This is a genomic window from Streptomyces sp. NPDC048269, assembly GCF_040652395.1.
GTDB lineage: Bacteria > Actinomycetota > Actinomycetes > Streptomycetales > Streptomycetaceae > Streptomyces.
In genome coordinates this window covers 12,747-37,732 of the sequence record NZ_JBEZLW010000026.1, presented here as the reverse complement: position 1 = coordinate 37,732, position 24,986 = coordinate 12,747, and the positions used below count along the sequence as shown (strand labels likewise).

Sequence of the window (24,986 nt, the reverse complement as noted above, 5' to 3'; positions counted from 1 at the left end):
CTTCGGCGGGTGCGTCCTTCCGCGGGCTCAGGCGGACGCGGTGCCCGGCGCCTGCGCACCGTGGCCGGCGCGGATCGCGGTGAGGGTCGCGGCGTGCAGGGCCGCGGGGTCGCCGTGGTGGGGGACGGGGCTGCCGGTGAGGGTGTACCACTCGTCCGCGTCGGTGTACTGGACGTCGAACCGGGCCAGGCCCCCGGCCACCGCCGTGGTGCGCAGGGTGAGCGGGCCGGTGATGACGCCGACCTCGTCGGTCATCGCGCCGCCCGGCCCGGCCTGCACCTGGTCCTGCCACTGCTGTGCGTCGGTCATGAGGTACGTCCGTCGGTCATGAGGTACAGGTGTCCAGCATCGTGGCGAGCATCTTCTTCTCCGGTTCGGTGACGGTCAGGGCGTAGGTCGATTTGACGGTGGTCCAGGCCCGTCCGTACTGGCACCAGACGGTCTTGTCCGGCGGCTGCCAGAGGTCCGGGCTCTGGTCGCCCTTGGAGCGGTTCGAGGCGGCGGTCACGGCCAGCAGCTGAGGGTGGGTCAGGTCGTTGGCGAAGGCCTTGCGCCGGGCGGCGTCCCAGCCGGCCGCGCCCGAGCGCCATCCCTCGGCGAGCGGCACCATGTGGTCGATGTCCATCTTCGCCGCGTCCGTGACGACCACCCCGTCGTAGAGGCTCTTCCACGTGCCGGACACGGCCCGGCATTCGGAGTCCCGCGCCACGCCGGTACCGTCCCGCTGGAGGACGGTCTCACGGGTGTCGCACTTCTCGCCCTGCTGCGCCCAGTGCGTGAACTTGTCCCGGCTGTACCCGGCCATCGTGCCGGCCGGCGCCACCTTCAGCGCGGCGAGCTGGGTCCGGGCCACCGCCGTCGTGACCATGCCCGGCAGGGCGTCGCCGCCGGCGGGCTTGCCGTCGGTCGGCGCAGGGGCCCTGGGGGTGGCACCCGAGGCGGAGGGCTTCGCGTCCGGGCCCGTCCCCGGCGCGGCGGGACCGGAGCAGCCGGCCACGGCCAGCAGCAGCGACGCCGCCAGGGCCGCGGCAGGCACCCGTATCTGACGAACCATGGACCCCACCCCAAACCGACTACGCGTCAATGTTCCCTGAACACTACCCAGAACCGGACAAAGAACCGACCTGCCGCCCTCCGGAGGGCGTTGTCAGTGGCGCTCGCTAGTCTCCCGGCATACACCGCAGCTCAGGGGGTTCCCACCCCCGTGTCAGGGCTGCGCGGACGTGGCGGGGACAGGCGGAGGGACGCGGACTGATGGCATGGGTGGCGGCGGGCGAGGGGTACGAGATCGCCCTGGTGGAAGGGCGGGTGGCGGCGCGGTCCAGCAAGGGCCGGGCGGCGGGGCGGCAGCTGAAGACCCTGCCCAAGGCGCTGAAGGACCATCCCGAGGTGGACCGGCTGCGCCGGCTCGCCGAATGGCTCGACCGGCACGCGGCCGCCTGTGTCGCCAAGGTCGACACCTGGATGGTGTCCTCGCTGCCCGTGCCGACCGCGCTGCTCGCCCGGGTGTGGCCGGACGAGGCCTGGCAGAGCGCCCTGCGCGACCTGGCCGTGGTCGGCGACGACCCCGACGAGGTGGGCTTCCTGCGGGACGCCACGGAGTCCGGTGAGCTGAAGGTGGTCAACCTCGACGGCGAGACCGTACGGCTGTCCCCGCGCACGGTGACGCTGCCGCACCCGGTGCTGCTGCCCGACCTGGAGGACGTACGGGACTTCGCGGCCGAACTGGGCATCGTGCAGCGGGTCGAGCAGATCCACCGCGCCACCTGGCGCAAGCCCGCCGGGCTCGTCGCGACCGCCACCGAGGTACGCGACTACGCGGGTGGGGTCTTCCCCACCCGCTTCAGCCTCGCCGCCCGGGCGACCGGCCTCGGCTACCGGGTCTCCGGCGGCTACGCCACCTGCAACGTCCGTGACACCGGCCGGGGTACGGAGGCCGCGGTGTGGATCGGTGAGCCCTACTACGACGACGAGACCACCACCGGCGCGCTGACCTGGCACGGCGAGGACGGCCGGGCGCTGCCCCTGGCCGGGGTCGGACCGGTGGCCTGGTCCGAGGGGATGCGGATGGCCGCGGCGCTGTACGCCGGGCGCAAGATCGAGGAGGGCGGGGAGGCGTGAGCACCACCGACAGCACGAGCACCACCGGCACGAGCACCACCGACAGCACGAGCACCACCATCGAAAGCACCACCATCACCACGGGAAAGGACGGCGCGTCCGTGAGCGAGGCCGAACTGCTGCTCAAGGCCGGGGCGGTACTTCCGCACGGCACCGAGGGTGCGGGCCCCACCGCCGTCGACCTGACCGCGCGCGCCTACCGCCACCCGGCCCTGGGCGAGGACCGTGTCGTCGTCCGCCTCGCCGCCGCCGAACTGGGCGTGGCCGAGGACCTCGCCGCAGGCTTCCTGGGCCTCGTACCCGAAGAGGGCGAACCGCCCGTCGTCGGCCTCGGCCACCGTCAGGAACTCGGCTTCCCCGAATGGGTGCTCGTCCACCACCCGGAGGACGGCCACCACGCCCTCGCCGTCGTGCCCGAACTCGACCGCATCGCGCGGCAGGCCAAGACGAAGCCCAAGGCGGCCCTCGACGCCTGCCACGAGCTGGCCGGTCGGCTCGGCGCCGCCGTCCCGCACTTCCTGCCGGTCTTCCACGAGCAGGCCGCCCGCATCTTCCTCGCCGTCGAGAACACCACGTACGCCGCCCAGCTGTTCGGCCGCGCCCGTACCGCCGAGGCCCAGCACGGGCTGAGCATCGACGAGGACCGACTCGATGCCGTCTTCCTCGAATTCGCCCTGGCCGGCGCCCTGCCGGTCAAGGTGCTCACCGGCTACGGCAAGGAACTGGCCGTCCGCGTCAGCCCCACCGAGGCCCACGAGCGCTTCCGGCGCCTGTGCGTGCGCCGCACCGCGGGCGGGCTGCCGCCCTCCGCGCAGGCAGCCACCGAACTGCGCCGCCTGGCCCGCGCCGCGGGCCTGACGGGCACCGAGCCCGAGCAGGAGTACCTCGCCGAACTCCTGCCGCTGCCCGCCACCCTGCGCGCCGCGACCGGCTGGTGGAAGGCCCACCGCGGCGCGCTCGTCGCGCTCGCCCGGCGCGTTCCCTCCGTACGCGGCACGCTCCTCGGGCTGACCCCGCCCGGCGGCGGCGACAGCGTCGAACTCACCGGCCTGTGGCTGGACATCCTGGTCGAGTCCGGCGCCACCGCCGGGCTGGAATCCGAGGACCTGCCCGCCGAGCAGCGGTGCGCCGACGGCACCGCCGGCTGGCTGGAGCGCTTCCACGCCGCCCGCCACGCAGGCTGGGGCCAACGCCCCACGCCCGCGGTGCTCCTCGACGTCGTCGAGCGCTGCGCGGGCCGGCTGCGCACCGAGCTCGCCCGGCCCGGCCGCGAAGCGGGTCTGCGGGTCGGGGTCCAGGACGCGGACCTCCTCGACCTGCTGCTCACCCTGGGAATCCCCGTCGCGGACCCCGACGTCAAGGAGAGCAGGCACCGGCACGACCAGCTGAACCTGCAGGACTGGGCCCGTGCCGACCAGCGCCGGGACCTGCTCGCCGTCGCCGCCGACGAGCGGTTCCACCCCGCCTTCCACAGTGCGCTGAACAGCCTCGGCGACGGCGGCAACGACATCATCCGCCGCGTCGCCGCCTCGCCCGGCGGCCGCCCGCTGCTCACCGAGTGGATGCGCGGCGTCGCCCGCTCCTCCGCCGCCGCGGGCCTGCCCGGAGTCCCCGACGCCATCCGGCGCCTGACCTGGCTGCCCACCGAAGCCCTCGAACTCGCCCCCGAGGAGGTGGCCGCGGCGGCTGCCGCCGATCTCGCCGAAACCCTCGCCCGTACCCTGCGCGGAGGCCTCTTCGAAGAGCTGACCTGGCCCTCCTGGGAGAGCGCGGTCGCCGAACTGGGATCCGTCCAGGACCGGCGCGGCCTGACCATCGCCGAGGCGTGGCCGTACCTGATCGTCGCCAACTCCACCCAGGTCCGGGTCATCGACGCCGACTCCACGGTCCTCGACCACGACCTGAGGGTCCCCACCGGCTCCCAGTACCGCTACGGGTTCCACTACGTCGACGGTGAACTCCTGGTCTTCTGGAACTCCTGGAGCACCAACGAGACGCAGGGCTACTGGCACACCTCGCCCGGTACCGTCTTCACCCTCGACACCGACCGCCACCACTGGCAGTTGCGCTCCGAACACCTCAGCCTGCCGCTCCCGGACGGCGGGCGCGCCGTCGGCGGCGGTGTCCTGCACCGCGGGGACACGAAGCTGCCGGACGAGCGGGCGATGCTGTCCGACGGCACCTCGTGCTGGGTGTGGCAGCAGCGCGACCACACCACCGAAAAGGGCTGGCGCGAGTACGACCCCGTCACGGGTGACCTCGGCCGGTACTCCCTGCCCGGGTTCCTGACCGACACCCTGGACGGGCACCCGGTCCAAGGCGGTTCCCCCGGGTACTCCTGCCGGCTGCGACCGACGCCCACCGTGCCGGGCTCGGTGCTCGGCGCACCCTCCGGCGGCCTGCTCGGGTGGCGCACCGTCCGCATCCCCGGCCACGGCTGGCGGGGCGCCGACACCAGCGGCCGCACCGTCACCGTCCCCGAAGGCGGCAACGCGCCGCTCGCGGCGCTCACCTTCCCCGGCGACGACCGCCCGCGCGCGCTGTCCAGCAACTATCGCGAGCTGCGCATCAGCGACCCCGACGGGGTCATCACCGCCCAGTCGCGCGGGGACGAGCGCCGCGTTCCCTTCGCCACCGGCAGCGTGGACCTCCCCCCGCTCTCCCACTGGTACGCCCTGCGCCCCCGCGACCCCGAGGGGTCGGCCGCGCTGCGCACCGCCGACCGGGAAACCGTCGGCGCCCTGCTCAAGTCGGCCGCCGCGGCCACGAAGGCCGACGACCTGCCCGCCCTGGTGAGCACGGCCCTGCCCCAGGTCACCGCCCCCGAGCTGATCAGCGGCATCATCGAGGTCCTGCGCTTCGCCCTCGTGCAGCAGAAGGCCCTCGACAAGATCGCCGCCCGGCTGCGGCCGGACGCCGAAACCGCCGACACCGGCTCACAGGGCCCCACCGACCAGCTGATCGACCGGGCGCTGAGCGGACTCACCGGCACCGGCTACTACCACTGGGGCTCCGACACCGACGTCGCCCACCGCTTCCTGCGCGAACTCGCCGCCGCCCGTGCCGACTCCGCGGCGGCCGGAGTACCCGGCAGGCTGCACTTCGACATGCCCCAACTGCCCTACTCCGCGCTGCCCTGGACACCGCTGCTCGACCAGCCCGCCGCCGTCGCCTACCGCGCGGTCGCCGCCGGAACCACCGACGAGGAGCGCGCCGCCGTGATCAGCCTGCTCCGCGAGATCGACGCGCTGGGCCTGGCCTCCGCCGAGGGGTCCGCGGACCGCTGGCGCCGGGTCCTGGTCCACCTCGACCAGCGCCACCTGAGTACCCCCGACGGAGTCGAGCGCGCACTGAACGGGCGCTCCGTACTCCCGCTCGGCGGAGGAGCCGTCCTCGCCACGACCGAGCACAGCGAATCCGTGCCCGACGGGCACGAGTTCGGGGCTCTCCTCCACGACCCCACCGGCCGCTTCACCGTGCCCGGCCCCTACACGCTGCGCGGCGACGCCCCGCTGGGTGACCCCGAGCGCGGTCCCGACTGGCTGGCCCGCTTCCTCACCGAGGCCGCCGACCGGGGCCCGGCGCCCTTCGTCCCCGAAGCCGCCGAGGAGTTCGCACGGCTCACCGGGGTCTCCCGGGCACTGGCTCGGCTGGTGGTCGCCGGGCTGCCCTTCGTGGAGAGCTTGGGGAACGGGCACTTCCTGCCCGCCGAACTGCGCTCCCTGCTCGACATCAAGGCCGCGGACGCGGTGCCCGCCCGCGACGAGCTCAAGAGCCTCGACGTCGTGGTCCGCCGGGCCGTCGTCGCCGCGCTGCTGCCCGCCGACCCGGCACTCCTGTGGACCGAGGGCCCCGACGCGGCCGCCGCCGCCGAGGTGTGGAACCGGCGCGTGGGCCGTCGTACCCCGGTCCCGGACTGGCTGCTCACCGAGGCCTCGCGGGTGGTGCGCACCGGGTGGGCCGTGCCCCGCGCCCTGTCCGCGATCCTCAACCCGGCCCTCTCCACGGAGCTCTCCGTCGACGTGGCGTGGACGGTGCGGGGCGACCATGTGGAGCCCCGCGAGCCGGCCATCACCCCCTTCACCTCGGCCGTCCTGACCGGCGCCATGGGCATGATGGCCTGGCTCGCCCACCGGCTGCCCGCGGGCGATCCCGTACGAGCGGCTCTGCCGCCCGCGCTGACGGCCGTACGGCGGCGGCTCGCCGCCCCCGAACTGCTGCTCAACAGCGGGCATTACATCGAGCTCACCGATTTCCGCAAGGCGGCGGGCACTCCGACCGAGACCGGCGAGGGCTACGAGCGGTACGGCGCAGTGATCATGGCCACCCAGGACAACCGGCCCCGGCCCGCGCTGCGCCCGGCGCTGCTGGACTCCACCGGATCCGACCCGTACCTGGCGGTCATGCGCGGCGACGACCAGCGGCCCTCCGCGGTCGAGACGGCCCTGCGGGCCGCCCACGACCAGAGCTTCGCCGCCCTGCTCGCCGACCCGGGCGCCCCGGCGGCGGGCGCCGTCGACAAGGACGGCACCTGGTGGCCGCAGGACCCCAGCCGGTCGGTCCCCGAGCTGGTCGGGGAGGCCGCCGACGCGCACGGACTGGGGGCCGACGCGGCCGCCCTGTACCTCATGCTGCTCGCCATGCCCGATCCCACCGACCGCAACACCGCGCGCTGGACCGGCTGGAAGCCCGCCCGGCTCAAGGCCGCCCGCGCCGAACTGGCCGCCACCGACCTGGTGGTGTCGGCCAGCCGGAGCCGGGCCGGGCGCTCGCTGTTCCTGCCGGGCGGCTGGGTGGACATGGCCTTCCCGGTGCTGCCGGCGGAGCAGTGGAAGCTCCCGATGTACGGCCACACCCTGCAGGCGCCGCTGGTGCCCGCCGAACCGGCCGCGGACCTCTACCGCCGCGCGTGGCAGCGGGTCCGCGAAGGCGACGTTCCGCGCTTCGGGGAGCTCAAGGTGAAGCGCACCCGCGCCCGCCGCCGCTGAACCCCTCCACCCGACCACCCCGTTCCGAGGACTCCTTATGACCGTCACCGAACGATCCGCCCCCGCAGGCCGGCAGGTGCTGCCCGCCGAGGAGCGGTACGCCGCCGAACTCGCCTTCCTCGCCGCCCAGGACCCGGGCCCCCGCCCGCCCGGCTGGGCGCTGACCCCGCGCGCCGTCGTCACCTTCGTCTGCGGCAGCGACGGCGCCGAACTCACCCTGCCCAACGGCGGAGCCAAGCTCGCCATCGCTCCCAAGTTCGTCGGCGAACGGGCCCTGGTGGAGCGGTGCGTGGTCACCCTCGCCGGAGAGCGCGGCCTGCTGCTCACCGGCGAGCCCGGCACCGCCAAGTCGATGCTCAGCGAACTGCTGGCCGCCGCCGTCTGCGGCACCAGCGCCCTCACCGTGCAGGGCACGGCGGGCACCACCGAGGACGCCTTCCGCTACGGCTGGAACTACGCGCTGCTGCTGGCCCAGGGGCCGACCGTGGGAGCCCTGGTCGACTCGCCGGTGCTCTCCGCCATGCGGACCGGGCGGGTGGTCCGCGTCGAGGAGATCACCCGCTGCCTGCCCGAGGTGCAGGACGCGCTGGTGTCCATCCTGTCCGACCGGCGGGTCAGCGTGCCCGAACTGACCGCCACCGAGGACGCGGTGGTCTGCGCGGCGCCCGGCTTCACGGTCATCGCGACGGCCAACCTGCGAGACCGCGGCGTCTCCGAGATGTCCGCCGCGCTCAAGCGGCGCTTCAACTTCGAGACCGTCGCCCCGATCGCCGACGCGGACGCCGAGGCCACGCTGATCCGGCGGCAAGCGGTCGCCGCCGTCCGGCGGGCCGGCGCCGCCTTCGCCGTCGACGACGCGGTGCTCGACGCGCTCGTCACCGTCTTCCGGGACCTGCGCTCCGGGCGTTCCGCCGAGGGCTGGGACGTGGAACGCCCCGGTACGGTCATGTCCACCGCCGAAGCCGTGCAGGTGGCGGCCTCGCTGGGGGTCGCGGCCGCGTACCTGCCGGGCGGGGACGTGCTGGACCTGCTGCCCGGGCACCTGCTGGGCGTCGTACGCAAGGACGACCCGGCCGACCACGGGCGGCTGCTGGGGTACTGGGACGGCCCGGTCCGCCGCCGGGCCGAGGACGGCTCGGCGATGTGGCGCCGCCTCTGGGACCTGCGCGGGAGCCTGCGTTGACGGCCGAGCCGCGCGCGGCCGTCGACGCGCTGGCGGCCTCCCGCGTGCCGTACCTGCTGGGGGTACGCCACCACAGCCCCGCGCTGGCCGCGGTGGTCCCCGCCCTGCTGGACGCCTCCGGCGCGGACGTCGTCTGCGTCGAGCTGCCGGCGGACTTCCAGCCGTGGCTGGAGCACCTGGCCGACCCGGAGACCGTCGCCCCGGTCGCCCTGGCGGGCACGGCCGCGGACGGCCGCCTCGCCTTCTACCCGTTCGCGGACTTCTCTCCGGAACTGGCCGCGCTCCGCTGGGCCCACCGCTCCGGCGCGACGGTCGTCTGCTGCGACCTCCCCCTGTCCGACCGCGCCTGGACCCAGCCGGCCGGGGCGCCGGCCGCGACCGCGGCCCCGACCCTGACTCCGGTCCCGGACCCCGGCACGGCTCCGGTTCCGGGCCCGCTCCCCGGCACGGCCTCGGTCTCGGTCTCGGTCCCGGTTCCGGGCCCGGTTCCCGGCACGGCCTCGGTCCCGACCCTGACTCCGCTCCCCGGCGCGGCTTCGGCCCCGGTCCCGTCCCTGACTCCGGTCCCGGTCCCCGGCGCGGTATCGGCCCCGGCTTCTGTTCCGGTCCCTGGCGCGGTTTCGGCCCCGGCTCCAGTTCCGGTTCCCGTGGCTTCGGCTTCGGTCTCGGGCACGGCTCCGGGCCCGGGTGCCGGCGTGGCTTCGGTCCCGGCTCCGGTTCCGCTCCCCGGCGTGGCTTCGGCTTCGGTCTCGGGTACGGCTCCGGTTGCGGTGTCGGGCCCCGGCGCAGTTTCCGGCGGGGCTCAGGACACGGCCTCGACTCCGAGCCCGGCCCTGGCTCCGAGCCCGGCCCTGGCTCCGAGCGGGATCCCGACGGGCGTGACCCCGCCCGTGGGCGTGGCCACGGGCCCCGGCGGAGCGTCAGGCTCCGGCCGCTCCTTCGGCGAGGCCCTCGCCGCCGCCGGGACGGGCCGGGACGGTGACGATCTGTGGGACCGCGCCGTCGAGGTCCTCGCGCCGGGCTGCTCGCCGGAGGCCGTGCGCCGCGCCGCGCTCGGCGTCGGATGGGCCCTGCGCCAGGACACGCCGGCCGTTCCGCCGGTGGACCTGGCCCGCGAGGCCTACATGCGCGGTGTCATCGCCACCGCGACCGCCGCAGGCCACCGAGTGGCCGCAGTGATCGGCGCGTTCCACGCCCCGGCCCTCCTGGGCGCGGACGCCGCAACCGCCCCCGCTTCCGACGCGGGTACGGGACCGGTCCCCGACGGCGGGCCCGGTCCCGGCGCGGGGGCAGCGGCCGAGGACAGTGCCGCACCCGGCATGCGCCCGGGCGGGCCCAACGCACCCGGCACCGCACCCGGCACCGCACCCGGCATGCGCCCGGGCGGGCCCAACCCGACCGGCGGCGGTGGCGCCGTGGCGGAGGCGGTGCCCGGAACAGGGCCCGCCTCCGCCGTCGGCCCGGTCGCCGGGCCCACGGCGTTCCCTGCCGCCAGTTCCCCCGCCCCCGCACAAGGCGCCGTTACGGGCCTCGACCCGGATGCCCTGCCGCGTCCCCGGTCCGGCCGGGCCGGGGTGGGGGCGGGCTCCGGGGCCGCCGGCGGGGGCGAGCCCGGTACCGGCGAGGCGGCCGCGCACGCGGAGCGGCCCGTCACCTCGTTCGTGCCGTACTCCTTCGACCTGCTCGACTCCCGCTCCGGGTATCCCGCCGGGATTCGGGATCCCCTCTGGCAGCAGGCCGTTCTCGACGCCGGCGGCGACCCCGGGCGCCTCCGGGATGCCGCCTCCGTCGCCGTCACCGGGATCTGCCGCGAGCTGCGCCGCGCCGGACACACCGCCGGGACCGGCGAGGCCGCCGAGACGCTGCGGCTCGCCTGCGACCTGGCCGCCCTGCGCGGACTCCCCGCGCCCGGCCGCGGGGAACTCCTGGAGGCCGTGAGCACCGTCCTCGGCCAGGGTGAACCCCTCGGCCGGGGACGGGCGTTGGCGCGTGCCCTGGAGGCGGTGCTCGTGGGCACCGCCCGCGGGCGGATCACCCCGCACGCCCCCCGCTCCGGCCTCGGCCCCTCCGTCGAGGCAGAGCTGGCGCAGCTGCGGCTGCCCGCACCGGACGACCCCGCCCCCCGCGAGGTCCGCCTCGACCCGCTGCGCTCGGCCCTCGACGCCCGCCGCGAGGTCCTGCTCCAGCGGCTCCTGGTCTGCGGCGCCTCCTACGGCGAGCCCCTCACGGTCTCCGCCACCGGCGACGGGACCGCCCTCGGCACCAAGTGGCGGCTGTCCTGGACCCCTTCCGTCCCGGCCCGCCTCGATCTCGCCGGAGTCCGCGGCGTCACCGCCGCCCAGGCCGCCGCCGGCACCCTCCGCGACACCGCGCGCCGCGCCGCCGCCGACGGCGGCCCGACACCGGCGCAGATCCTCGCCGGGCTGGCCGCCGCCGCGCGGTGCGATCTGCCCGAGCTGGTCGACGTACGGCTCCACGAGGCGGCCACCGTCCTGCCGCAGACCGCGGCCCTGCCCGAACTCCTCGAGGCGCTCGACCTCCTGGAGGCCCTCCACCGCGGCCACCTCCCCGGTACCCGCGCCGACTCCCGCGCCACCGCCGCCGCGCTCACCCGGGACCTCCTCGAAGCGGCGGTCCGGTCGCTGCCCGGCCTCGCCGGCAGCGACGACCCCGCCGACGCCGCCGCCCTCGTGGCTCTCGCCGACCGCGCCGCCGCCCACCACCTCGGGCTGCGCACCGACGAGGCCCTTTCCGCCCTGGCCGCATCCGCGTCCCCGCTGATCCAGGGCGCGGCCCTGGCCGTACGGGTCCTCCTCGACCTAGATCCGGCCGCCCGGCTCGGTGACCGCGCCGCCGGATGGATCGACGGCGCGTCCACCGCCGACAGCCGCCGCGCCCTGACCCGGCGGCTCGCGGGAATCCTCACGGCCGCGGGGCCGCTGCTCCAGTCCTCCCCGGCCGCCCTCGCCCCGCTCCTGGACCGCGTCGAGCACCTCACCGACCGTCTCTTCCTCGACCGTCTGCCCGCCCTGCGCGGCGGCTTCGACGCTCTTTCCCCCGCCGCCCGCGACCGGTTGCTGGACACGGTGGCCGAGCGGCTCGGCGACCGGATCGACCTCGCGCTCGACGCGCCGCCCGCGCTGCTCGCCCTCTGGGCCGCCGCCGACGCCGCCGGACTCGCCGCCCTCGAGGAACTCCCTCCGCACGCCGCGGACGCGCTGCCGCCCCCGGCACCGCCGACCGTCGAGGCCCCGCGCGCACCGGCTCCCGCCGGCCTGCGGCTCGCCCCCGCCGACCGCTGGCGGCTGCTGCTCGGACGCGAACACGACCGGCTGTCCGCGGGCGCCCGCCGCTACGCCCACGCCCTCGACGAGCTGTACGGCGCCGGCCGCGGCGAAGGCGCCTCCGGCATCGGCTCCGACGGCGGGCAAGGCGGCGGCCAGGGCGGTGGTCAGGGGGCTTCCTTCCCCACCGCCCGCGAGTGGTCGCAGGAACTGCAGGCCCTGTTCGGCGCCGACGTACGGGAAGAGGTGCTGGGCGAAGCGGCCGGGGCGGGCCGCACCGACGTACTGGCCCAGCTCGACCCGGCGGCCGTACGCCCCTCCGTGGAACTGCTGAGCTCCGTCCTGTCCCTCGCCGGCGGGCTGCCCGAAGCCCGGCTGGCCCGGCTGCGTCCCCTGGTCAGACGGCTGGTCGACGAACTCGCCAAGGAGCTGGCGACCCGGCTGCGCCCGGCCCTCTCCGGCCTCGCCACCCCGCGCCCCACCCGCCTCCCGGGCGGCAGGCTGGACCTGGCCCGCACCCTGCGGGCCAACCTCGCGCACACCCGGCGGCGGCCCGACGGGAGCCTGGTCGTCGTTCCGGAGAGGCCCGTCTTCAGCACCCGGGCGAGCCGCGAAACCGACTGGAGGCTCATCCTCGTCGTCGACGTCTCCGGCTCGATGGAGGCCTCCGTCATCTGGTCGGCGCTGACCGCGGCCGTACTGGGTGGCGTACCGACCCTGTCCACCCACTTCCTCGCCTTCTCCACCCAGGTCGTGGACCTCACCGACCGCGTCGAGGACCCGCTCTCGCTCCTGCTGGAGGTCCGTGTCGGCGGCGGCACGCACATCGCCGCCGGACTCGCGCACGCCCGCTCGCTGATCACCGTCCCCAGCCGCACCCTCGTCGTCGTGGTCAGCGACTTCGAGGAGGGCGCCCCGATCGGCGGGCTCCTCGGCGAGGTCCGCGCGCTCGCCGCCTCCGGCGCCCAACTGCTCGGCTGCGCCGCGCTCGACGACACCGGCACGCCCCGGTACTCGGTTCCGGTCGCCCGGCAACTCGTCGCGGCCGGCATGCCGGTGGCCGCCCTCAGTCCGCTCGCCCTCGCCCGCTGGGTCGGCGACCGCCTCCGTGGAGAATCCCGTTGACCAGCACCGACACCCCACTGCCGCCCGTCGCCCCCGAGGTGCTCGCCGAGGCCGTCGAGCAGCTCAGCGCCCGGCTGCGCAAGAAGCTGGACGCAGCCACCGCGGGCTGCGGCGCCCTCGCCGTGCCGGAGGCGGACGGCGCCGTCGTCCTCACCTTCGGGGAGGACGCCGTCGTCACCCTGCGCCCCGGTCCCACGGGCGCGGTCACCGCCGCCGAACAGGTGGTGTGCACCTGCCTGTTGGCCCCGCGCTGTCTCCACCGGGCCGCCGCCCTGGGCGCCGCCCCGCTCGCGGACACGGAACCTCTGGTGGACACGGAACCGGGCGCGGAAACGGCCCCGCCGCCACCCGTACCGGAGCAGCAGCCGGCGGCGCCCGGGCAGGTGCCCCGGTCCGAGCGCGAACCCGAGGCCACGCTCACCGATGCCCAACTGCGCGCCGCGGCCGCCCTGTGGCAGGCAGCCGCCGAGGCCCTCGCCGCCGGGGTCACCGCCGGAGGGGCCGTCGTCCAGGCCGAGCTGCTGCGCGCAGCGCACACCGCTCGCCTCGCCGGGCTGCCGCGCGCCGAGGCGGCCGCCCTGCGGGTCGTACGCGGCCTGCGCGCCGCCCGGGAGCGGCGTGCAGGTCAGCGGCTCGGCGACCTCACCACCGCCTTCCGTGAACTCCTCCACACCGCCGCCCTGCTGGCCGCCGGGTCCGCCTCATCCGCGCTGATCGGCGCCGCCCGCCGTGCCTACGCGCCGGGCGGCAGCCTTCACGTGTACGGCCTGTGCCGGGAGCCCGTGCTCTCCGCCACCGGGCACGGGGGAGTGGTCACCCACCTGCTGGCCCCCGACGGCGCCGCCTACTCGGTCGCCGACGTGCGCCCCGGCGGTCTGGCCCGGGCCCGCGGCGCCGGCTCGGCCACCGTCGCCCTCGGCGGCGCCGTCCTCGACCACGCCGCGCTGGCCCGAGGCGGCCTGCGCATCGCCGGCGCGACCGTCTCCCCCGAGGGCAGGCTCGGTGCCGGACGCGGGGTCAAGGCGACGCCGCTGCGCGGCACGCCCTGGACCGAAGGCCCCGCCGCGGCGCTCTTCGCCCGGCCGGCGACGGAGGCCGTCACCCGCGCGCCGGCCGGAGCGGACGCGGCCGGGCCCGCGCTGCTCGGCTGCGACGTCACGGTAGTCGGCGCGGCGGGCGAGGACGTCCTCGTCCGCGAGGCACGCCCCGACGCGCCCCTGCTGCGGCTGCGGCCCGCGCACCCCCACCCGGAGCTGCCGCACACGGAGAACCTGCGCCGCCTCGCCTCGTACCCCGGCCTCTCGCTGCGGGTCCTGGGCCGCCCCGACCTGGACCGGGCCGCCACCCTGCGGCCCCTCGCCGTCGGCCCGGTGCCGGGCGCCGCGTACACGCTGCGGCTGCCCGACGAATGGCTGGGCCGCGCTGACCTCGGCTACGACCGGCTCCAGGGCGGCCACTTTCCCCCGCGGACCGCCGGGCCGGCCCCGGAGCCGGCCCCCACCGGACCGGACCCGCTGGCCGACTCCCCGCTGTGGCGCGTACGCCGCCTCCTGGAGACCGGGGTCGCGGGCGGCCGCCGCGCCGTGGCCGAGGCCGCGCGGGGCACCGAACCCCTCGCCGCGTACGGTCCGCTGCGCCGGGCCGGGCTCCCCGCGGCGGCGGAACTGACCACAGCCCTCGCCGCGTACGGTCCGCTGCGCCGGGCCGGGCTCCCCGCGGCGGCGGAACTGACCACAGCCCTCGCCGCCGAGGCCGACCGCCGCCCCCGTGACGTATTCGGCCGGCTCGCCGACTCCTCGTCCGAGCCCTACGCCCGGGCCTGGCTGTCGGCCGCCGTCTACCTGGCGGCGGCGGAACGCTCCCTGGTCTCCGCGTCCTGGACCTGAAGGGCTCGGGCGGGTCCGCGAAGGGCGGCGGTCAGGCGCAGAGCCGGGCAGCGCGGTGTCCCGCTCGTAGGAGCCGCCGCAATCGGGCCGCGGCCGGCGGGCACGTGCAGCTCAAGGCCCCCGCCTGCGGCCCGTAGCCGACGCCCGCCCACCGGGGGGCGAGGGCGCGTGCCCGGCCCGCCCGACCGAGCAGGAGGGCGGGCCGCCCGGGGCGGGCGCCGGACCCCGTCCTCAAAGTCCCGCCCGGCCCGGCCGCCATTTTGACGACAGGGCTCAGCGGCTGCCCTTGCGTTCCTGGGTCGCCGCTCGGATCTCCTCCGTCGCCTCGCGGAACGCCGGAGCCGCGCGGGTGAAGTAGTCGAAGAGCAGGTCCAGTTGTTCCGGCGTGTACCCGGCGAGTACGTCGGCGATCCGCCTCCGGGCGGGGCCCACGACCGCCTCGATTCCCGCCAGCGCGCCGGGTACGGCCTCGACCACGACCTTGCGCCGGTCGGCCGGGTCGGCGGTGCGCCGTACGTACCCCGCACGCTCCAGCCGGTCGATCAGCCGCGTCGTAGCCCCTGTGGTGAGCCCGGTCCCGGCGGCGAGTTCGCCGGAAGTGAGCCCGCCCGCCAGGGTGATGCGGCTGAGCGCGTACCACTCGGACGCCTGGAGGCCGGCCGCCTCCGCGCCCGCCATGCCGTGCAGCCCCACGGCATCGATGTAGTCCCGAAAGACCGCACGCCGGTCGTCCTGCTCCGCCATCGCGACACCATTCCCTTGCCATTTATCTGCACGTGTGCAGATACTGCATCTGTGCAGTTGCTGTCTCAGTGTAATCAATGGGGCGGCGGCCGTCATCCATCCTCACGCGTCGACTGAGAGGCATCCCGTGAACACCAAGACCGTCAAGCGCGCCGCGCTCGCCACCACCGCCGTCCTCGCCCTCGGCGCCGTCGGCGCGTACGTCTACCTCGACGCCACCTCCGACGTGCGGCGCCCCGGAACGGAAGCCTGCGCCGACGTCATCCCGGCGGGCGCGACCCGTACGGACGGCGAGGCCGTCTGCGCCACTCTCGATGCCCTCACCGACGCCTGGGGCCGCGGCGACGCGGAGGCGTACGGCCGCCAGTTCACCGAGAACGCCACGTACACCTCGTACCTGGGCAGCCACTACGAGGGCCGCTCCGACATCACCGAAGGCCACCGCGCGCTGTTCGAGGACTTCGTCAAGGGCACCAAGCTGGCCGCCTCCTACCTCGACCTGCGCTTCCTCGGCAAGGACGCCGCCCTCCTGACCGGCCGCGGCGACGACTACAGCGGCGGCAAGCCCGGCCCCGCCGAACTGTCCAAGGTCCAGACGTACACCCTGGTCCGCGACACCGACGGAACCTGGCGCATCGCGGCCTTCCACAACACACAGCGGCAGAACGTCATGGAACGGTTCTCGTTCCTCTACTCCCCGGCCACCGCCCCGAAGGCGGAGAAATGACCAGCACGCCCCGCCGCGTCCAGCCAGCCGCGCAGCACGGTGAGGTCGGCGCCGGTCAGACCCCGGCCGGCGTCCACCCGGTGGAGCAGGGCCGGGCCGCGGTGGTGGGATGCCACCCAGGCCCGGTCGGCGTCGGTGATCTCGTCGTCCACCCAGATGAAGGGTTGGCCCGCAGCGTGGTCGACGAGCGCCGGGGTCTTCCAGTGGATCCGGGACCACACGTCTGCACCGGAGGGTTCCGGCCACACCACCAGGGGAAGCTCGGGCAGACCGAGCAGGGGCGCGACGCACTCGTTCGCGTCCGCCATCCAGGTCGTGGCCCACACCAGCTCGCACGGCAGGGCCGCCAGTTCCGGCCCGAGGGCCGGATCGATCCTCGCGAGCAGCGGATTGGCCTCGTCCCCCTGCGGGTACGGGCCCGCCCCGAACGGGATGAGCGGTCCGTCCACGTCCAGGAAGAGCAGGGGGCGGCCCTCGGAGCGGGTCATGACAGCACGCTAGCCCGCGATCCGGCGGCGAGGGAACCGCGGACGGTTGATTTCCCTCTTGAGGGCCGAGGGGGATGACCATGACGACGAAGACGACCGGCCGGGTGCTCGTGGCGGGACTGCTGTGCGCGGTGCTGGCGGGCTGCGGGACCAAGGGGGCGGGCCAGGCCGCGGGGCCCGCGCCCGTTCCCAGCCTCACGCCGCAGAAGTGCGCGCTCGACGTGCCGACGGAAGAACAGACCGGCGGCTACGCGGGTCCTCCGACGGATCAGGAGACGGGCTCGTACGCGGGTCCTCCGACGGATCAGGAGACGGGCTCGTACGCGGGTCCTCCGACGGACCAGGAGACGGGCTCGTACGCGGGTCCTCCGACGGACCAGGAGACCGGCGGCTACGCGGGTCCTCCGACCGACCAGGAGACGGGCTCGTACGCCGGTCCGCCCACGGATCAGGAGACCGGCGGCTACGCAGGCCCTCCGACCGATCAGCAGACCGGCGCCGCCGCCCCCTCGGGTGACGCCCCGATGACCAACGGCGGCGGGCCGTGCGGTCCGGCGGACTGGTTCGACATGACCCGGGACTTCAACGCGTACTGGGCCAAGCACCGCACCGATTTCGAGGACGTCGTCGTCACGGAGACCCGTGTCCGCAAGGTCCGCACCGTCGGCGAGGCGAGGATCACCTTCAGCACCCGGTCCGTGGGCAAGGGGCGCGGGGACGACGCCCGCCACATCGCCAAGGTGTTCGCCGACTGGCGGCGCGAGGGCTACGGCGACAGCGGCTCGCTCGTCGTCCGCACCGGCGACGGGGTCGTCGTCACCGAGACCTGGTGACCGCGGGCCATCGCGCGTCCCAGAGGGCGCAGTGGTGTTCGGCGCGGGCGTCCACCGTGCGGATCCCGCCCGCACCCGGCGCCAGCGACAGCACCGAGGCCGGTGAGCGGTAGCGCGGCCACCACGGCGCTCCCGCGTCCGCCGGCACGCCGGTGCGGGCGAACCGGGTCCAGTAGCCGGTCATCCGGTCCGCCAGCTCCCGCTGCGGGTCCGTCAGCGGCACCATCGGGAACAGGTAGGGCAGTTCGAAGCCGTGCGAGGCGCCGTACGGCAGCCCCGGCGCCTCCGGCAGGCCGGTGAAGTTGGGCGCGTCGCCGTCGCTGAACCGGTAGCCGTACGTCGCCGTGCGCCGGGCCAGCGCACTGCTGTCCCGCAGGGCCGGGCAGGTGAACGACGCGTCGGACAGCAGCGTGGCCCACGTCACCGCCGGCGTCGGGTAGGCCGATACCGGATAGCTCGCCTCGACGGCGCGTGCCGTCGAAGCCCCGAAGGACCGCTCCAGCCGGGCCCGGTAAGCGGCTGCGTCGCCGACTGGGTACGCCGCCAGCGTCTGCGCCACGAAGAGCCGCATCTCGTCCCGGGTCGTTCCCTGCATCACCGGCACCCGGTGGAACCGCCCGGCCTCGAGCGCCCGCCGGGGTTCCACGGGCAGTTGGGCACCGCCGTACGAAACCTTGGAGAAGGTCTGCGTGAGCCCCGGCGTCATGAGGGTGCGGATGTCGAGCCGGCGCAGGCAGTCCAGCACCGCCGTGGAACCGCCGCAGCCCAGCCGCGCCGCCGCCAGCACACCGTCCGCGACCGTGCGCTGCTCGGGTACGAAGGGCTCGTACGTACCGAGCGTGGGCAGCAGGGACCACGGCGGCGCCGTGGTCGAGCACGATCCGCTCTGGACGATCGCCTTGTGGAACAGGCCCGCCGACGCCGGGGAGGTGAGGTGCGCGCAGACGCTGAGGCCGCCTGCCGATGCGCCGAACACCGTGACGTTGCGCGGGTCCGCGCCGAAGTGCTCCGCGTTCGCCCGCACCCAGCGCAGCGCCGCCTGCTGGTCGGCGAGCGCGAAGCCGGGAGCCCCGCCGAGCTCCGGATGGCCGAACAGCCCGAAGACTCCCAGCCGGTAGTTGACGGTCACGACCACGACGTCGCCCCGGACGGCGAGCCGTTCGGCCGGGTACATGTCGCCCGCGCCGTCGACGAAGCCCCCGCCGTGGAACCAGACCATGACGGGCCGCCGCGCGCCCCGGGCGGTGCCCGTGGGCGCGGTGACGTTCAGGTACAGGCAGTCCTCCGAGCCGCTCGGCCCGCCGGGCCCGACCGCGGGCAGCTGCACGCAGCGGGAGCCGACGGCCCCCGCGTCGCGCACCCCCCTCCACCGGGCCGCGGGCTCCGGAAGCCGCCAGCGCCGGGCGCCCGTCGGGGGAGCGGCGTACGGGATGCCCTCGAAGGTGGAGTACGCCCCGTGCGACCGGCCGCGCACCGGCCCCCGGTCGGTGTCCGCCACGGGCCGCTCCGGACCCGCCGCCGCGGCGACCAGGAGTACGACGGGCAGCGTCAGCGTCAGGGGCAGCAGGCACCTGCGCCAGGATTTCCGCAGTTCGGGCACGGTCGAACGCCCCTTCTCCGTGGACCCAACGAGCCCCCCGTTTGCCCGCCCCGAATGGCGCAGTGAGAGGAACTGTCAGTAAATGTAACAAGGCGTGCGCTTCCCATGACGCACGATGACCGGCCCGCGATGTGTAGACCCGCGTGTCGGCGAACGGAGCTTTCCATGAATGACCCCCTCACCTTCGCGGCGACGGATGACGAAGACCGCCACGAGATACCCGACATCACCGCCCCGGGCCCGAAGCCCGTCCGCACCCTGCTGGACACGGCGGCGACCTGCCGCCCGCTCGAAGAGGTCACCGCTCTGGTGAGCCTCCTCAAGGACAACGGCCGGCAGCCCAACCCAGGACACGAGGCGCTCCGTACGGCCGCCGTGGCCCGTCCCGTGCACGAAGTGCGGCGGATGGTCGCCCTCTTGGGCGAGCCCCCGCACGAGGTGGCCGAGGCGGACATCACCCTGCGCGCCGCTGCCCTCGGACGGCCCATCGAGGAGGTGGCCCAGCTGGTGAGCATCCTCGGCGCCGAAGAGTCCGGGCAGCCGGAGGACTCCGGCGACGCGGAGCCCGAGGAGCGGGCCGGGGCCGCGGCGCCCGCGCCGCCGGCGGCGCCCCAGAAGGAGTCCCACGGCCGGCAGCCCGAGGAGCCGTACACGTCGCACGAGCCGCCGTACCGGGAGCCGTACGCCGCCCCGTACGAGAAGCCGCGCGGCCGAAACACCCGGGGCACCGGACCGGAGGGCAGACCGGCCGGCTCCGGCTCACCGGCGCTGCGGCACGTCCTGCGCTGGCCGGTGGCGGTCGCCCTGCTGGTCAGCGGCGCGCTGCACCTGCCCAAGGAGCTCGCGGCCCTGCCGTCGGCGGCTCCCGAAGACCTCCTGCCCCTCCTGCCCCTCCTGGCCACCGTGCTCTGCCTCGGCCTCGGGGCGGTCCTGGTACTCCGGGACACCGCGGTGGTGTGGCGGGCCGCAGCGGCGACGGCCGTCGGTGTAGTCGTCCTGCACGTGGTCGGCGGCGTGGCGGGATTCGATCCCCTGGCCGGGGCGGTGGGCGGGTCCCTGGCCTGGGCCGGTGTCCTCGCGGTGCTCTGCGCGGCCGCCGCAGCCGTCCTCGCGGGCCTGGCACTGAGCAACCGTCAGGAGAGCCCGGCCTGATCCGGCGGTGAGACGAGCGGCACCCCGCGCCCTGTCCGGGCGGGGTGCCGTTTCACGTCCGGTCCCCGGCGCTCACGCCAAGAGGTTCACCGCCTTCGTGAACACGCGGGGGAGCCGGGCGGCGAGCGGGACGATCCGCCGGGCGAGCCGCGGCCGGTGGCGCGCCCAGAGCAGGGACTCGGTGAGCGTGCGGTAGCCGCGCGACAGCTCCCGCCAGGCCTGCTCGTACGCCTGGGGCCGCCCCGCCCGTACGCAGCGGACCAGCTCGCCCGCCGCCGTCACGGCCAGTGTCAGGCCCTCACCGGTCAGCGCGTCCACGTACCCCGCCGCGTCACCGACGAACAGGACGCGTCCCGCCACCCGTACGCGGGCCCCTTGACGCAGCGGCCCGGCCCCGCGCACCGCCGCACCGGGGGACGCGGGCAACCGCGCCGCCAGCAGCGGGAACCGGGCGAGCTGCACGTCGAACGGGGCCTGCTCCGCGGTCAGTACGGCCACGCCGATCCGGTCGGGTGCGAGCGGGGTGACGTACGCCTCGCAGTGGGCCGACCAGTGGACCTCGACGAGGTCGCTCCACGGCTCGACGGTGTAGTGGCGGCGCAGGCCGTAGCGGGCCGGCCGGGCGGGCGCGGGCGGCGCACAGAGACCGAGACGGCGCCGGACGGGGGAGTGGAGGCCGTCGGCCGCGACCAGGTAGCGGGCCGTGAGACCCGCTGCATTGACGGTGTCGCCGTCCTGGCCGATCCCCTCGACGCGCTGCCGGACCACCCGCACGCCCAGCTGCGCCGCGCGCTCGGCCAGCGCGGCCTGGAGGACGGTGCGCCGGGTGCCGAGGCCGGGTCCGGAGCGGAACAGCCCCTCGGCCTGCCGCCCGCTCGCCGCGTCGACGTAGCGGATGCCGCGGAAGGGCTGCCCGGTCACGGGCACGCCCAGCTCCAGCAGCCGCCGTACCGCCCCCGGCATCAGCCCCTCCCCGCAGGCCTTGTCGATCGGGGTGGGCCGGGGCTCGACGACCACCACCTCCAGACCGGCCAGTGCGCCGTGGATGGCCGTCGCCAGGCCCGCCGGGCCGCCGCCCGCGATCAGCAGGTCGATCACGAGCGGGAGCCCGACGTGGGTACCGAGGCGGGCGCGCGCAGGCGCCCACCGTCCGTCAGCGCGGCCTCCTCACAGCCGATCCGTACGCGCAGCAGCAACAGGTTGAGCGCGGTGAAGCCGAGCGCGGTCAGCCAGGCGGTGTGCACCAGCGGCAGCGCGAAGCCCTCCACCACGACCGCGACGTAGTTCGGGTGGCGCAGCAACCGGTACGGGCCGGCCGCCACCAGGGGCAGGCCGGGGACCACCAGCACCCGGGTGTTCCAGCGCCGTCCCAGGGTGGCGATGCACCACCAGCGCAGGACCTGCGCGGCCAGGACGAGGGCGAGGGCCGGCCAGCCCAGTACGGGGATGAACGGGCGGCCGGCGGCCAGGGGTTCCACCGCGCAGCCCACCAGCAGCGCGGTGTGCAGGGCGACCATGGCCGGGTAGTGGCGGCGGCCGTATTCGCGGCCGCCCTGGGCCAGGGTCCAGGCCGTGTGGCGGCGGGCCGTGACCAGCTCGGCGAGCCGTTCGGCCGCGACCAGGCCGATGAGCAGCAGGTACAGGGTCATGGAGGGGGCCATGGACGAGGTCATGGGCATGGAGTCACCAATCAGCGGTCACCAGCGGAGCAGGACGAGTTCGGAGGCGAAGCCCGGCCCGAAGGCCAGCATCAGACCGACCGAACCGGGCGGTGGCGGCCCCGCGGCCTGGACGCCGCCCAGGATGTGCAGGACCGAGGCGGAGGAGAGGTTCCCGGCGGCCGCCAGCGAGCGGCGGCTCGCCGCGAAGGCCGATTCGGGCAGGCTCAGCGCGTCCGCGAGCGTGTCGAGGATCTTCGGGCCGCCCGGATGGCAGATCCACGTGTCGACGTCCGCGGGCTTGAGGTCGTGCGCGGCGAGGAAGGTCTCGACCTCCTCGGCCACGTGCAGCCTGACCAGGTCCGGCAGTTCACGTCCGAGGACCATGCGCATGCCCCAGTGGCCGATGTCCCAGCCGAGCAGGTGCTCGGTGCCCGGGTAGAGGCGGCTGCGCGCGGCCACCACCGCGGGTCCGGCGCCGGTGGCGTGCAGGGGATGGTCGCGCCCCACCGCGACGAGCGCGCCCGCGCCGTCGCCGAAGAGGGCTCCCGCCACCAGGTTCGCCATGGAGGTGTCCGTGGGCTGCAGGGTGAGCGAACAGAGTTCGGTGGACAGCAGCAGGGCCGCGTGGCCTGGCCGGCCCGTCAGGCAGTCGTGGAGATGGCCGACACCGGCGGCGCCCGCCGCGCAGCCGAGACCGAACAGGGGGATCCGCTTCACGTCGGGGCGCAGCGCGGTGCGCGAGGCGAGCCGGGCCTCCAGCGAGGGGGTCGCGAGCCCGGTCACCGTGGTCGACAGGACGAGGTCGATCTCGGGCGCCGCGAGGCCCGCGTCGGCGAGGGCGAGTCCGACGGCCCGGCCGCCGAGCTCCAGAGCCGCCTCCAGGAAGAGGGCGTTCGTCGTGCCGAAATCGTTCCACGGCCCGTAGCGCTCCAGCGGGAGCGCGAGATGACGGGACTCCACGCGCACCGAGGCGTGGACGCGGCGCAGCAGCGCGGTATCGGGGCCGGGCGGCAGGAAACGGGCGAGCGCTTCCGTGATCTCGGCCTGCGGATGGTGATGCGGCGGGAACACGCTGCTCACTGCCAGGACACGTGTCATTGATTCACCATAGAAAACAACTGACACATCGTAATGAATCAGGCGAACCGGGCGCGGCGCGGCTTAGCGTGTCGGTGTGCCCGCGCGAACCGCAGAGACCGGCCCGCCGCCCCGGCCCACCGGACCCGGAACCGGAGCCGCAACCGGTGCCGCGGCCGCCGTCGGCGCCGCAACCGGGGCCGGCCCGGCCGCCGCCGTACGTCAGCCTGGCGCGGCTGTACGCCGGCGTGGCGCGGCCGTGGGGCTGCTGGCGGCCTGTCATCCCCTGCCCGCGGCGGCGGTGACCCTCTTCGGCGCGGTGCTCGCGGCCGCCGCGGGGCTCGGCCTCGCGACAGCGGCGGCCGCCGTGGGCGCGGTGGCCGCCGGGCAGCTCTCCGTCGGCTGGTGCAACGACCGGGTCGACGTGCGACGCGACCTGGCCGCGGGGCGGCGGGACAAACCCCTGGTGGCCGGTACGGTGCGACCCGCGGCCGTCACCCGCGCGGCGGCCCTGGCACTGCTGGTCTGCGTCCCGCTCTCGCTGGCCTGCGGGCTGCTCGCGGGCGCCGTCCACCTCGCGGGCGTGGCGGCTGCCTGGGCGTACAACCTCAAGCTGAAGGGCACGGCCGCCTCCTGGCTCCCGTACGCCCTGGCCTTCGGACTGCTCCCCGCCTTCGTCACCCTCGGCCTGCCCGGTGCGCCGTGGCCGCCGCCGTGGCTCACGGCCGCCGCGGCCCTGCTGGGCGCGGGCGCGCACTTCGCCAACGTCCTGCCCGACATCGCCGACGACCTCGCCACCGGGGTCGTGGGCCTGCCGCAACGGCTCGGCGCCCGGGTCTCGGCTGCGCTCGCCGGCCTCCTGGTGCTCGCCTCGGCCGCCGCGCTGGTCGTGGGCCCGCCGGGACGGGTGACGGCGTACGGCTGGGGCCTGCTGGCCGCCACGACGGCGACGGTGCTCCTGGCGGGCCGACGCCCGGCGGGGCGGCTCCCGTTCCGCGCGGTGCTGGCCGTCGCCGGAGCCGATGTCCTGCTGCTGGTGGTCCAGCTCAGGCGGTTCTAGTACGGGTCCAGGTGAGGAGCCGCTCCGCCGGCCAGGTGTTGACGACGCGCCCGGCCGGGACCGCGCACTCCGCGGCCCGTTCGCAGCCGAGGATCTGCCAGTCCAGCTGGCCGGGCGCGTGCGCGTCCGTGTCGATCGCGAACAGGGTCCCGCTGTCGACGGCGAGGCGCAGCAGCCGCCGGGGCGGGTCCAGCCGCTCGGGCCGGCTGTTGATCTCCACGGCGGCGCCGGACTCGGCGCAGGCCGCGAAGACCGCTTCGGCGTCGAACTGCGACTCGGGCCGGGTCCGTCCGGTCACGAGTCGCCCCGTGCAGTGGCCCAGTACGTCCAGCAGGGGATTGCGCACGGCCGCCAGCAGCCGCCGGGTCATCGCGGGAGCGTCCATCCGCAGCTTCGAATGGACGGAGCCGACGACCACGTCGAGCTGCTCCAGCAGCTCCGGTTCCTGGTCCAGGGAACCGTCGTCGAGGATGTCGCACTCGATGCCCGTCAGGAGTCTGAACGGAGCCCAGGTCTCGTTGAGCTCCGCCACCACCCGCAGCTGTTCCCGCAGCCGTTCCGGGGAGAGTCCCCGGGCGACGGTGAGCCGGGGCGAGTGATCGGTGAGCACGGCGTACTCGTGCCCCAGCGAGGCCGCCGCCCGGCCCATCACCTCGATCGGGCTGCCCCCGTCGGACCAGTCCGAGTGCACGTGGCAGTCCCCGCGCAGCGCCGCCCGCAGCGCCGTGGCGGCGGGAGTGGCCGGCGGCCCCTCGGGGTGCGCGGCGGCCTCGTCCTCGAGCTTCTGCAGATAGGCCGGCACCACCCCGTCGAGGGCCTCGCGGACCACCTGGGCCGTCTTGGGGCCGATGCCCTTGACTGCCTCCAGGGAGCCGGCCGTCACGCGTTCGGCGGTTTCGTCCTCGCCCATCCGCTGGAGAGCGGCCGCGGCCGTCCGGAAGGCCCGCACCCGATAGGTGGGCGCCTGGGCGCGCTCCAGCAGGAAGGCGATCCGGTCCAGCGCAGCCACCGGGTCCATCGCGTACCTCCTGGACCCAGTGTGGCAAGGAGGCGGTGA

The 24,986-nt window shown here is 75.6% G+C and carries 18 protein-coding genes; 9 read left to right on the top strand and 9 right to left on the bottom strand.

Annotation, left to right across the window (positions count from 1 at the left end):
• Positions 1 to 27: 27 nt before the first annotated feature.
• The gene (locus AB0D48_RS24835) at positions 28 to 309 is read right to left on the bottom strand and encodes a hypothetical protein (protein ID WP_362400913.1); all 282 of its coding nucleotides are present in this window, start codon (positions 307 to 309) and stop codon (positions 28 to 30) included.
• A 16-nt stretch (positions 310 to 325) separates the two neighbouring features.
• Positions 326 to 1,054 carry an HNH endonuclease family protein gene (locus tag AB0D48_RS24830; RefSeq protein ID WP_362400910.1) on the bottom strand — a complete coding sequence of 243 codons (729 nt, stop codon included), beginning with the start codon at positions 1,052 to 1,054 and terminating at the stop codon, positions 326 to 328.
• A gap of 200 nt (positions 1,055 to 1,254) precedes the next feature.
• Here AB0D48_RS24830 and AB0D48_RS24825 point away from each other — a divergent pair, with 200 nt between their 5' ends.
• The 5 genes from AB0D48_RS24825 to AB0D48_RS24805 all read left to right on the top strand — a co-directional run bounded on the left by AB0D48_RS24825 (position 1,255) and on the right by AB0D48_RS24805 (position 14,587).
• Positions 1,255 to 2,121 (top strand): DUF4132 domain-containing protein, encoded by an 867-nt coding sequence (locus AB0D48_RS24825; protein ID WP_362400907.1) that lies wholly within the window; start codon positions 1,255 to 1,257, stop codon positions 2,119 to 2,121.
• Between the two features lie 101 nt (positions 2,122 to 2,222).
• The gene (locus AB0D48_RS24820; RefSeq protein ID WP_362401053.1) at positions 2,223 to 7,109 is read left to right on the top strand and encodes a DNA-binding protein; all 4,887 of its coding nucleotides are present in this window, start codon (positions 2,223 to 2,225) and stop codon (positions 7,107 to 7,109) included.
• A gap of 37 nt (positions 7,110 to 7,146) precedes the next feature.
• Positions 7,147 to 8,292: an AAA family ATPase gene (locus AB0D48_RS24815; protein ID WP_362400905.1), complete on the top strand. Its 1,146-nt coding sequence runs from the start codon at positions 7,147 to 7,149 to the stop codon at positions 8,290 to 8,292.
• On the top strand, positions 8,289 to 12,701 hold the full coding sequence (locus tag AB0D48_RS24810; RefSeq protein WP_362400902.1) for a DUF5682 family protein: 4,413 nt from the start codon (positions 8,289 to 8,291) through the stop codon (positions 12,699 to 12,701). Before AB0D48_RS24815 ends, AB0D48_RS24810 begins: the two co-directional genes overlap by 4 nt.
• On the top strand, positions 12,692 to 14,587 hold the full coding sequence (locus AB0D48_RS24805; protein ID WP_362401050.1) for a hypothetical protein: 1,896 nt from the start codon (positions 12,692 to 12,694) through the stop codon (positions 14,585 to 14,587). The genes AB0D48_RS24810 and AB0D48_RS24805 overlap by 10 nt, the downstream gene beginning before the upstream one ends.
• A gap of 273 nt (positions 14,588 to 14,860) precedes the next feature.
• Here the strand turns inward: AB0D48_RS24805 and AB0D48_RS24800 are convergent, their stop codons facing one another.
• Complete coding sequence (locus AB0D48_RS24800; RefSeq protein WP_362400899.1) at positions 14,861 to 15,331, bottom strand: MarR family transcriptional regulator; 471 nt, start codon at positions 15,329 to 15,331, stop codon at positions 14,861 to 14,863.
• 127 nt (positions 15,332 to 15,458) lie between these two features.
• Here AB0D48_RS24800 and AB0D48_RS24795 point away from each other — a divergent pair, with 127 nt between their 5' ends.
• Complete coding sequence (locus tag AB0D48_RS24795; RefSeq protein WP_362400896.1) at positions 15,459 to 16,058, top strand: SgcJ/EcaC family oxidoreductase; 600 nt, start codon at positions 15,459 to 15,461, stop codon at positions 16,056 to 16,058.
• On the opposite strand, the gene AB0D48_RS24790 is transcribed toward AB0D48_RS24795, so the two are convergent.
• Complete coding sequence (locus AB0D48_RS24790) at positions 16,022 to 16,546, bottom strand: HAD domain-containing protein (protein WP_362400893.1); 525 nt, start codon at positions 16,544 to 16,546, stop codon at positions 16,022 to 16,024. The genes AB0D48_RS24795 and AB0D48_RS24790 overlap by 37 nt on opposite strands.
• An 80-nt stretch (positions 16,547 to 16,626) precedes the next feature.
• Between AB0D48_RS24790 and AB0D48_RS24785 the strand changes: the two genes are divergently transcribed.
• A complete protein-coding gene (locus AB0D48_RS24785) occupies positions 16,627 to 17,379 on the top strand; it encodes a hypothetical protein (protein WP_362400890.1) in 753 nt (250 codons plus the stop codon).
• On the opposite strand, the gene AB0D48_RS24780 is transcribed toward AB0D48_RS24785, so the two are convergent.
• On the bottom strand, positions 17,363 to 18,979 hold the full coding sequence (locus tag AB0D48_RS24780; RefSeq protein ID WP_362400887.1) for a carboxylesterase family protein: 1,617 nt from the start codon (positions 18,977 to 18,979) through the stop codon (positions 17,363 to 17,365). The two genes, AB0D48_RS24785 and AB0D48_RS24780, sit on opposite strands and share 17 nt — an antisense overlap.
• Before the next feature lie 165 nt (positions 18,980 to 19,144).
• Here AB0D48_RS24780 and AB0D48_RS24775 point away from each other — a divergent pair, with 165 nt between their 5' ends.
• On the top strand, positions 19,145 to 20,131 hold the full coding sequence (locus tag AB0D48_RS24775; protein WP_362400884.1) for a hypothetical protein: 987 nt from the start codon (positions 19,145 to 19,147) through the stop codon (positions 20,129 to 20,131).
• A 72-nt stretch (positions 20,132 to 20,203) separates the two neighbouring features.
• On the opposite strand, the gene AB0D48_RS24770 is transcribed toward AB0D48_RS24775, so the two are convergent.
• Genes AB0D48_RS24770 through AB0D48_RS24760 form a run of 3 tightly spaced genes read right to left on the bottom strand, consistent with a single transcriptional unit; the run spans position 20,204 to position 22,890 of the window.
• Positions 20,204 to 21,229 carry an NAD(P)/FAD-dependent oxidoreductase gene (locus AB0D48_RS24770; RefSeq protein WP_362400881.1) on the bottom strand — a complete coding sequence of 342 codons (1,026 nt, stop codon included), beginning with the start codon at positions 21,227 to 21,229 and terminating at the stop codon, positions 20,204 to 20,206.
• Positions 21,226 to 21,780, bottom strand: a complete 555-nt coding sequence (locus tag AB0D48_RS24765) for an isoprenylcysteine carboxyl methyltransferase family protein (protein ID WP_362401047.1) — start codon at positions 21,778 to 21,780, stop codon at positions 21,226 to 21,228. The genes AB0D48_RS24770 and AB0D48_RS24765 overlap by 4 nt, the downstream gene beginning before the upstream one ends.
• Positions 21,781 to 21,828: 48 nt before the next feature.
• Positions 21,829 to 22,890 (bottom strand): 3-oxoacyl-[acyl-carrier-protein] synthase III C-terminal domain-containing protein, encoded by a 1,062-nt coding sequence (locus AB0D48_RS24760; RefSeq protein ID WP_362400878.1) that lies wholly within the window; start codon positions 22,888 to 22,890, stop codon positions 21,829 to 21,831.
• A 76-nt stretch (positions 22,891 to 22,966) separates the two neighbouring features.
• Here AB0D48_RS24760 and AB0D48_RS24755 point away from each other — a divergent pair, with 76 nt between their 5' ends.
• The gene (locus AB0D48_RS24755) at positions 22,967 to 23,929 is read left to right on the top strand and encodes a UbiA family prenyltransferase (RefSeq protein WP_362400875.1); all 963 of its coding nucleotides are present in this window, start codon (positions 22,967 to 22,969) and stop codon (positions 23,927 to 23,929) included.
• Here AB0D48_RS24755 and AB0D48_RS24750 read toward each other — a convergent pair.
• The gene (locus tag AB0D48_RS24750; protein ID WP_362400872.1) at positions 23,916 to 24,947 is read right to left on the bottom strand and encodes a PHP domain-containing protein; all 1,032 of its coding nucleotides are present in this window, start codon (positions 24,945 to 24,947) and stop codon (positions 23,916 to 23,918) included. The two genes, AB0D48_RS24755 and AB0D48_RS24750, sit on opposite strands and share 14 nt — an antisense overlap.
• Positions 24,948 to 24,986: the final 39 nt, after the last annotated feature.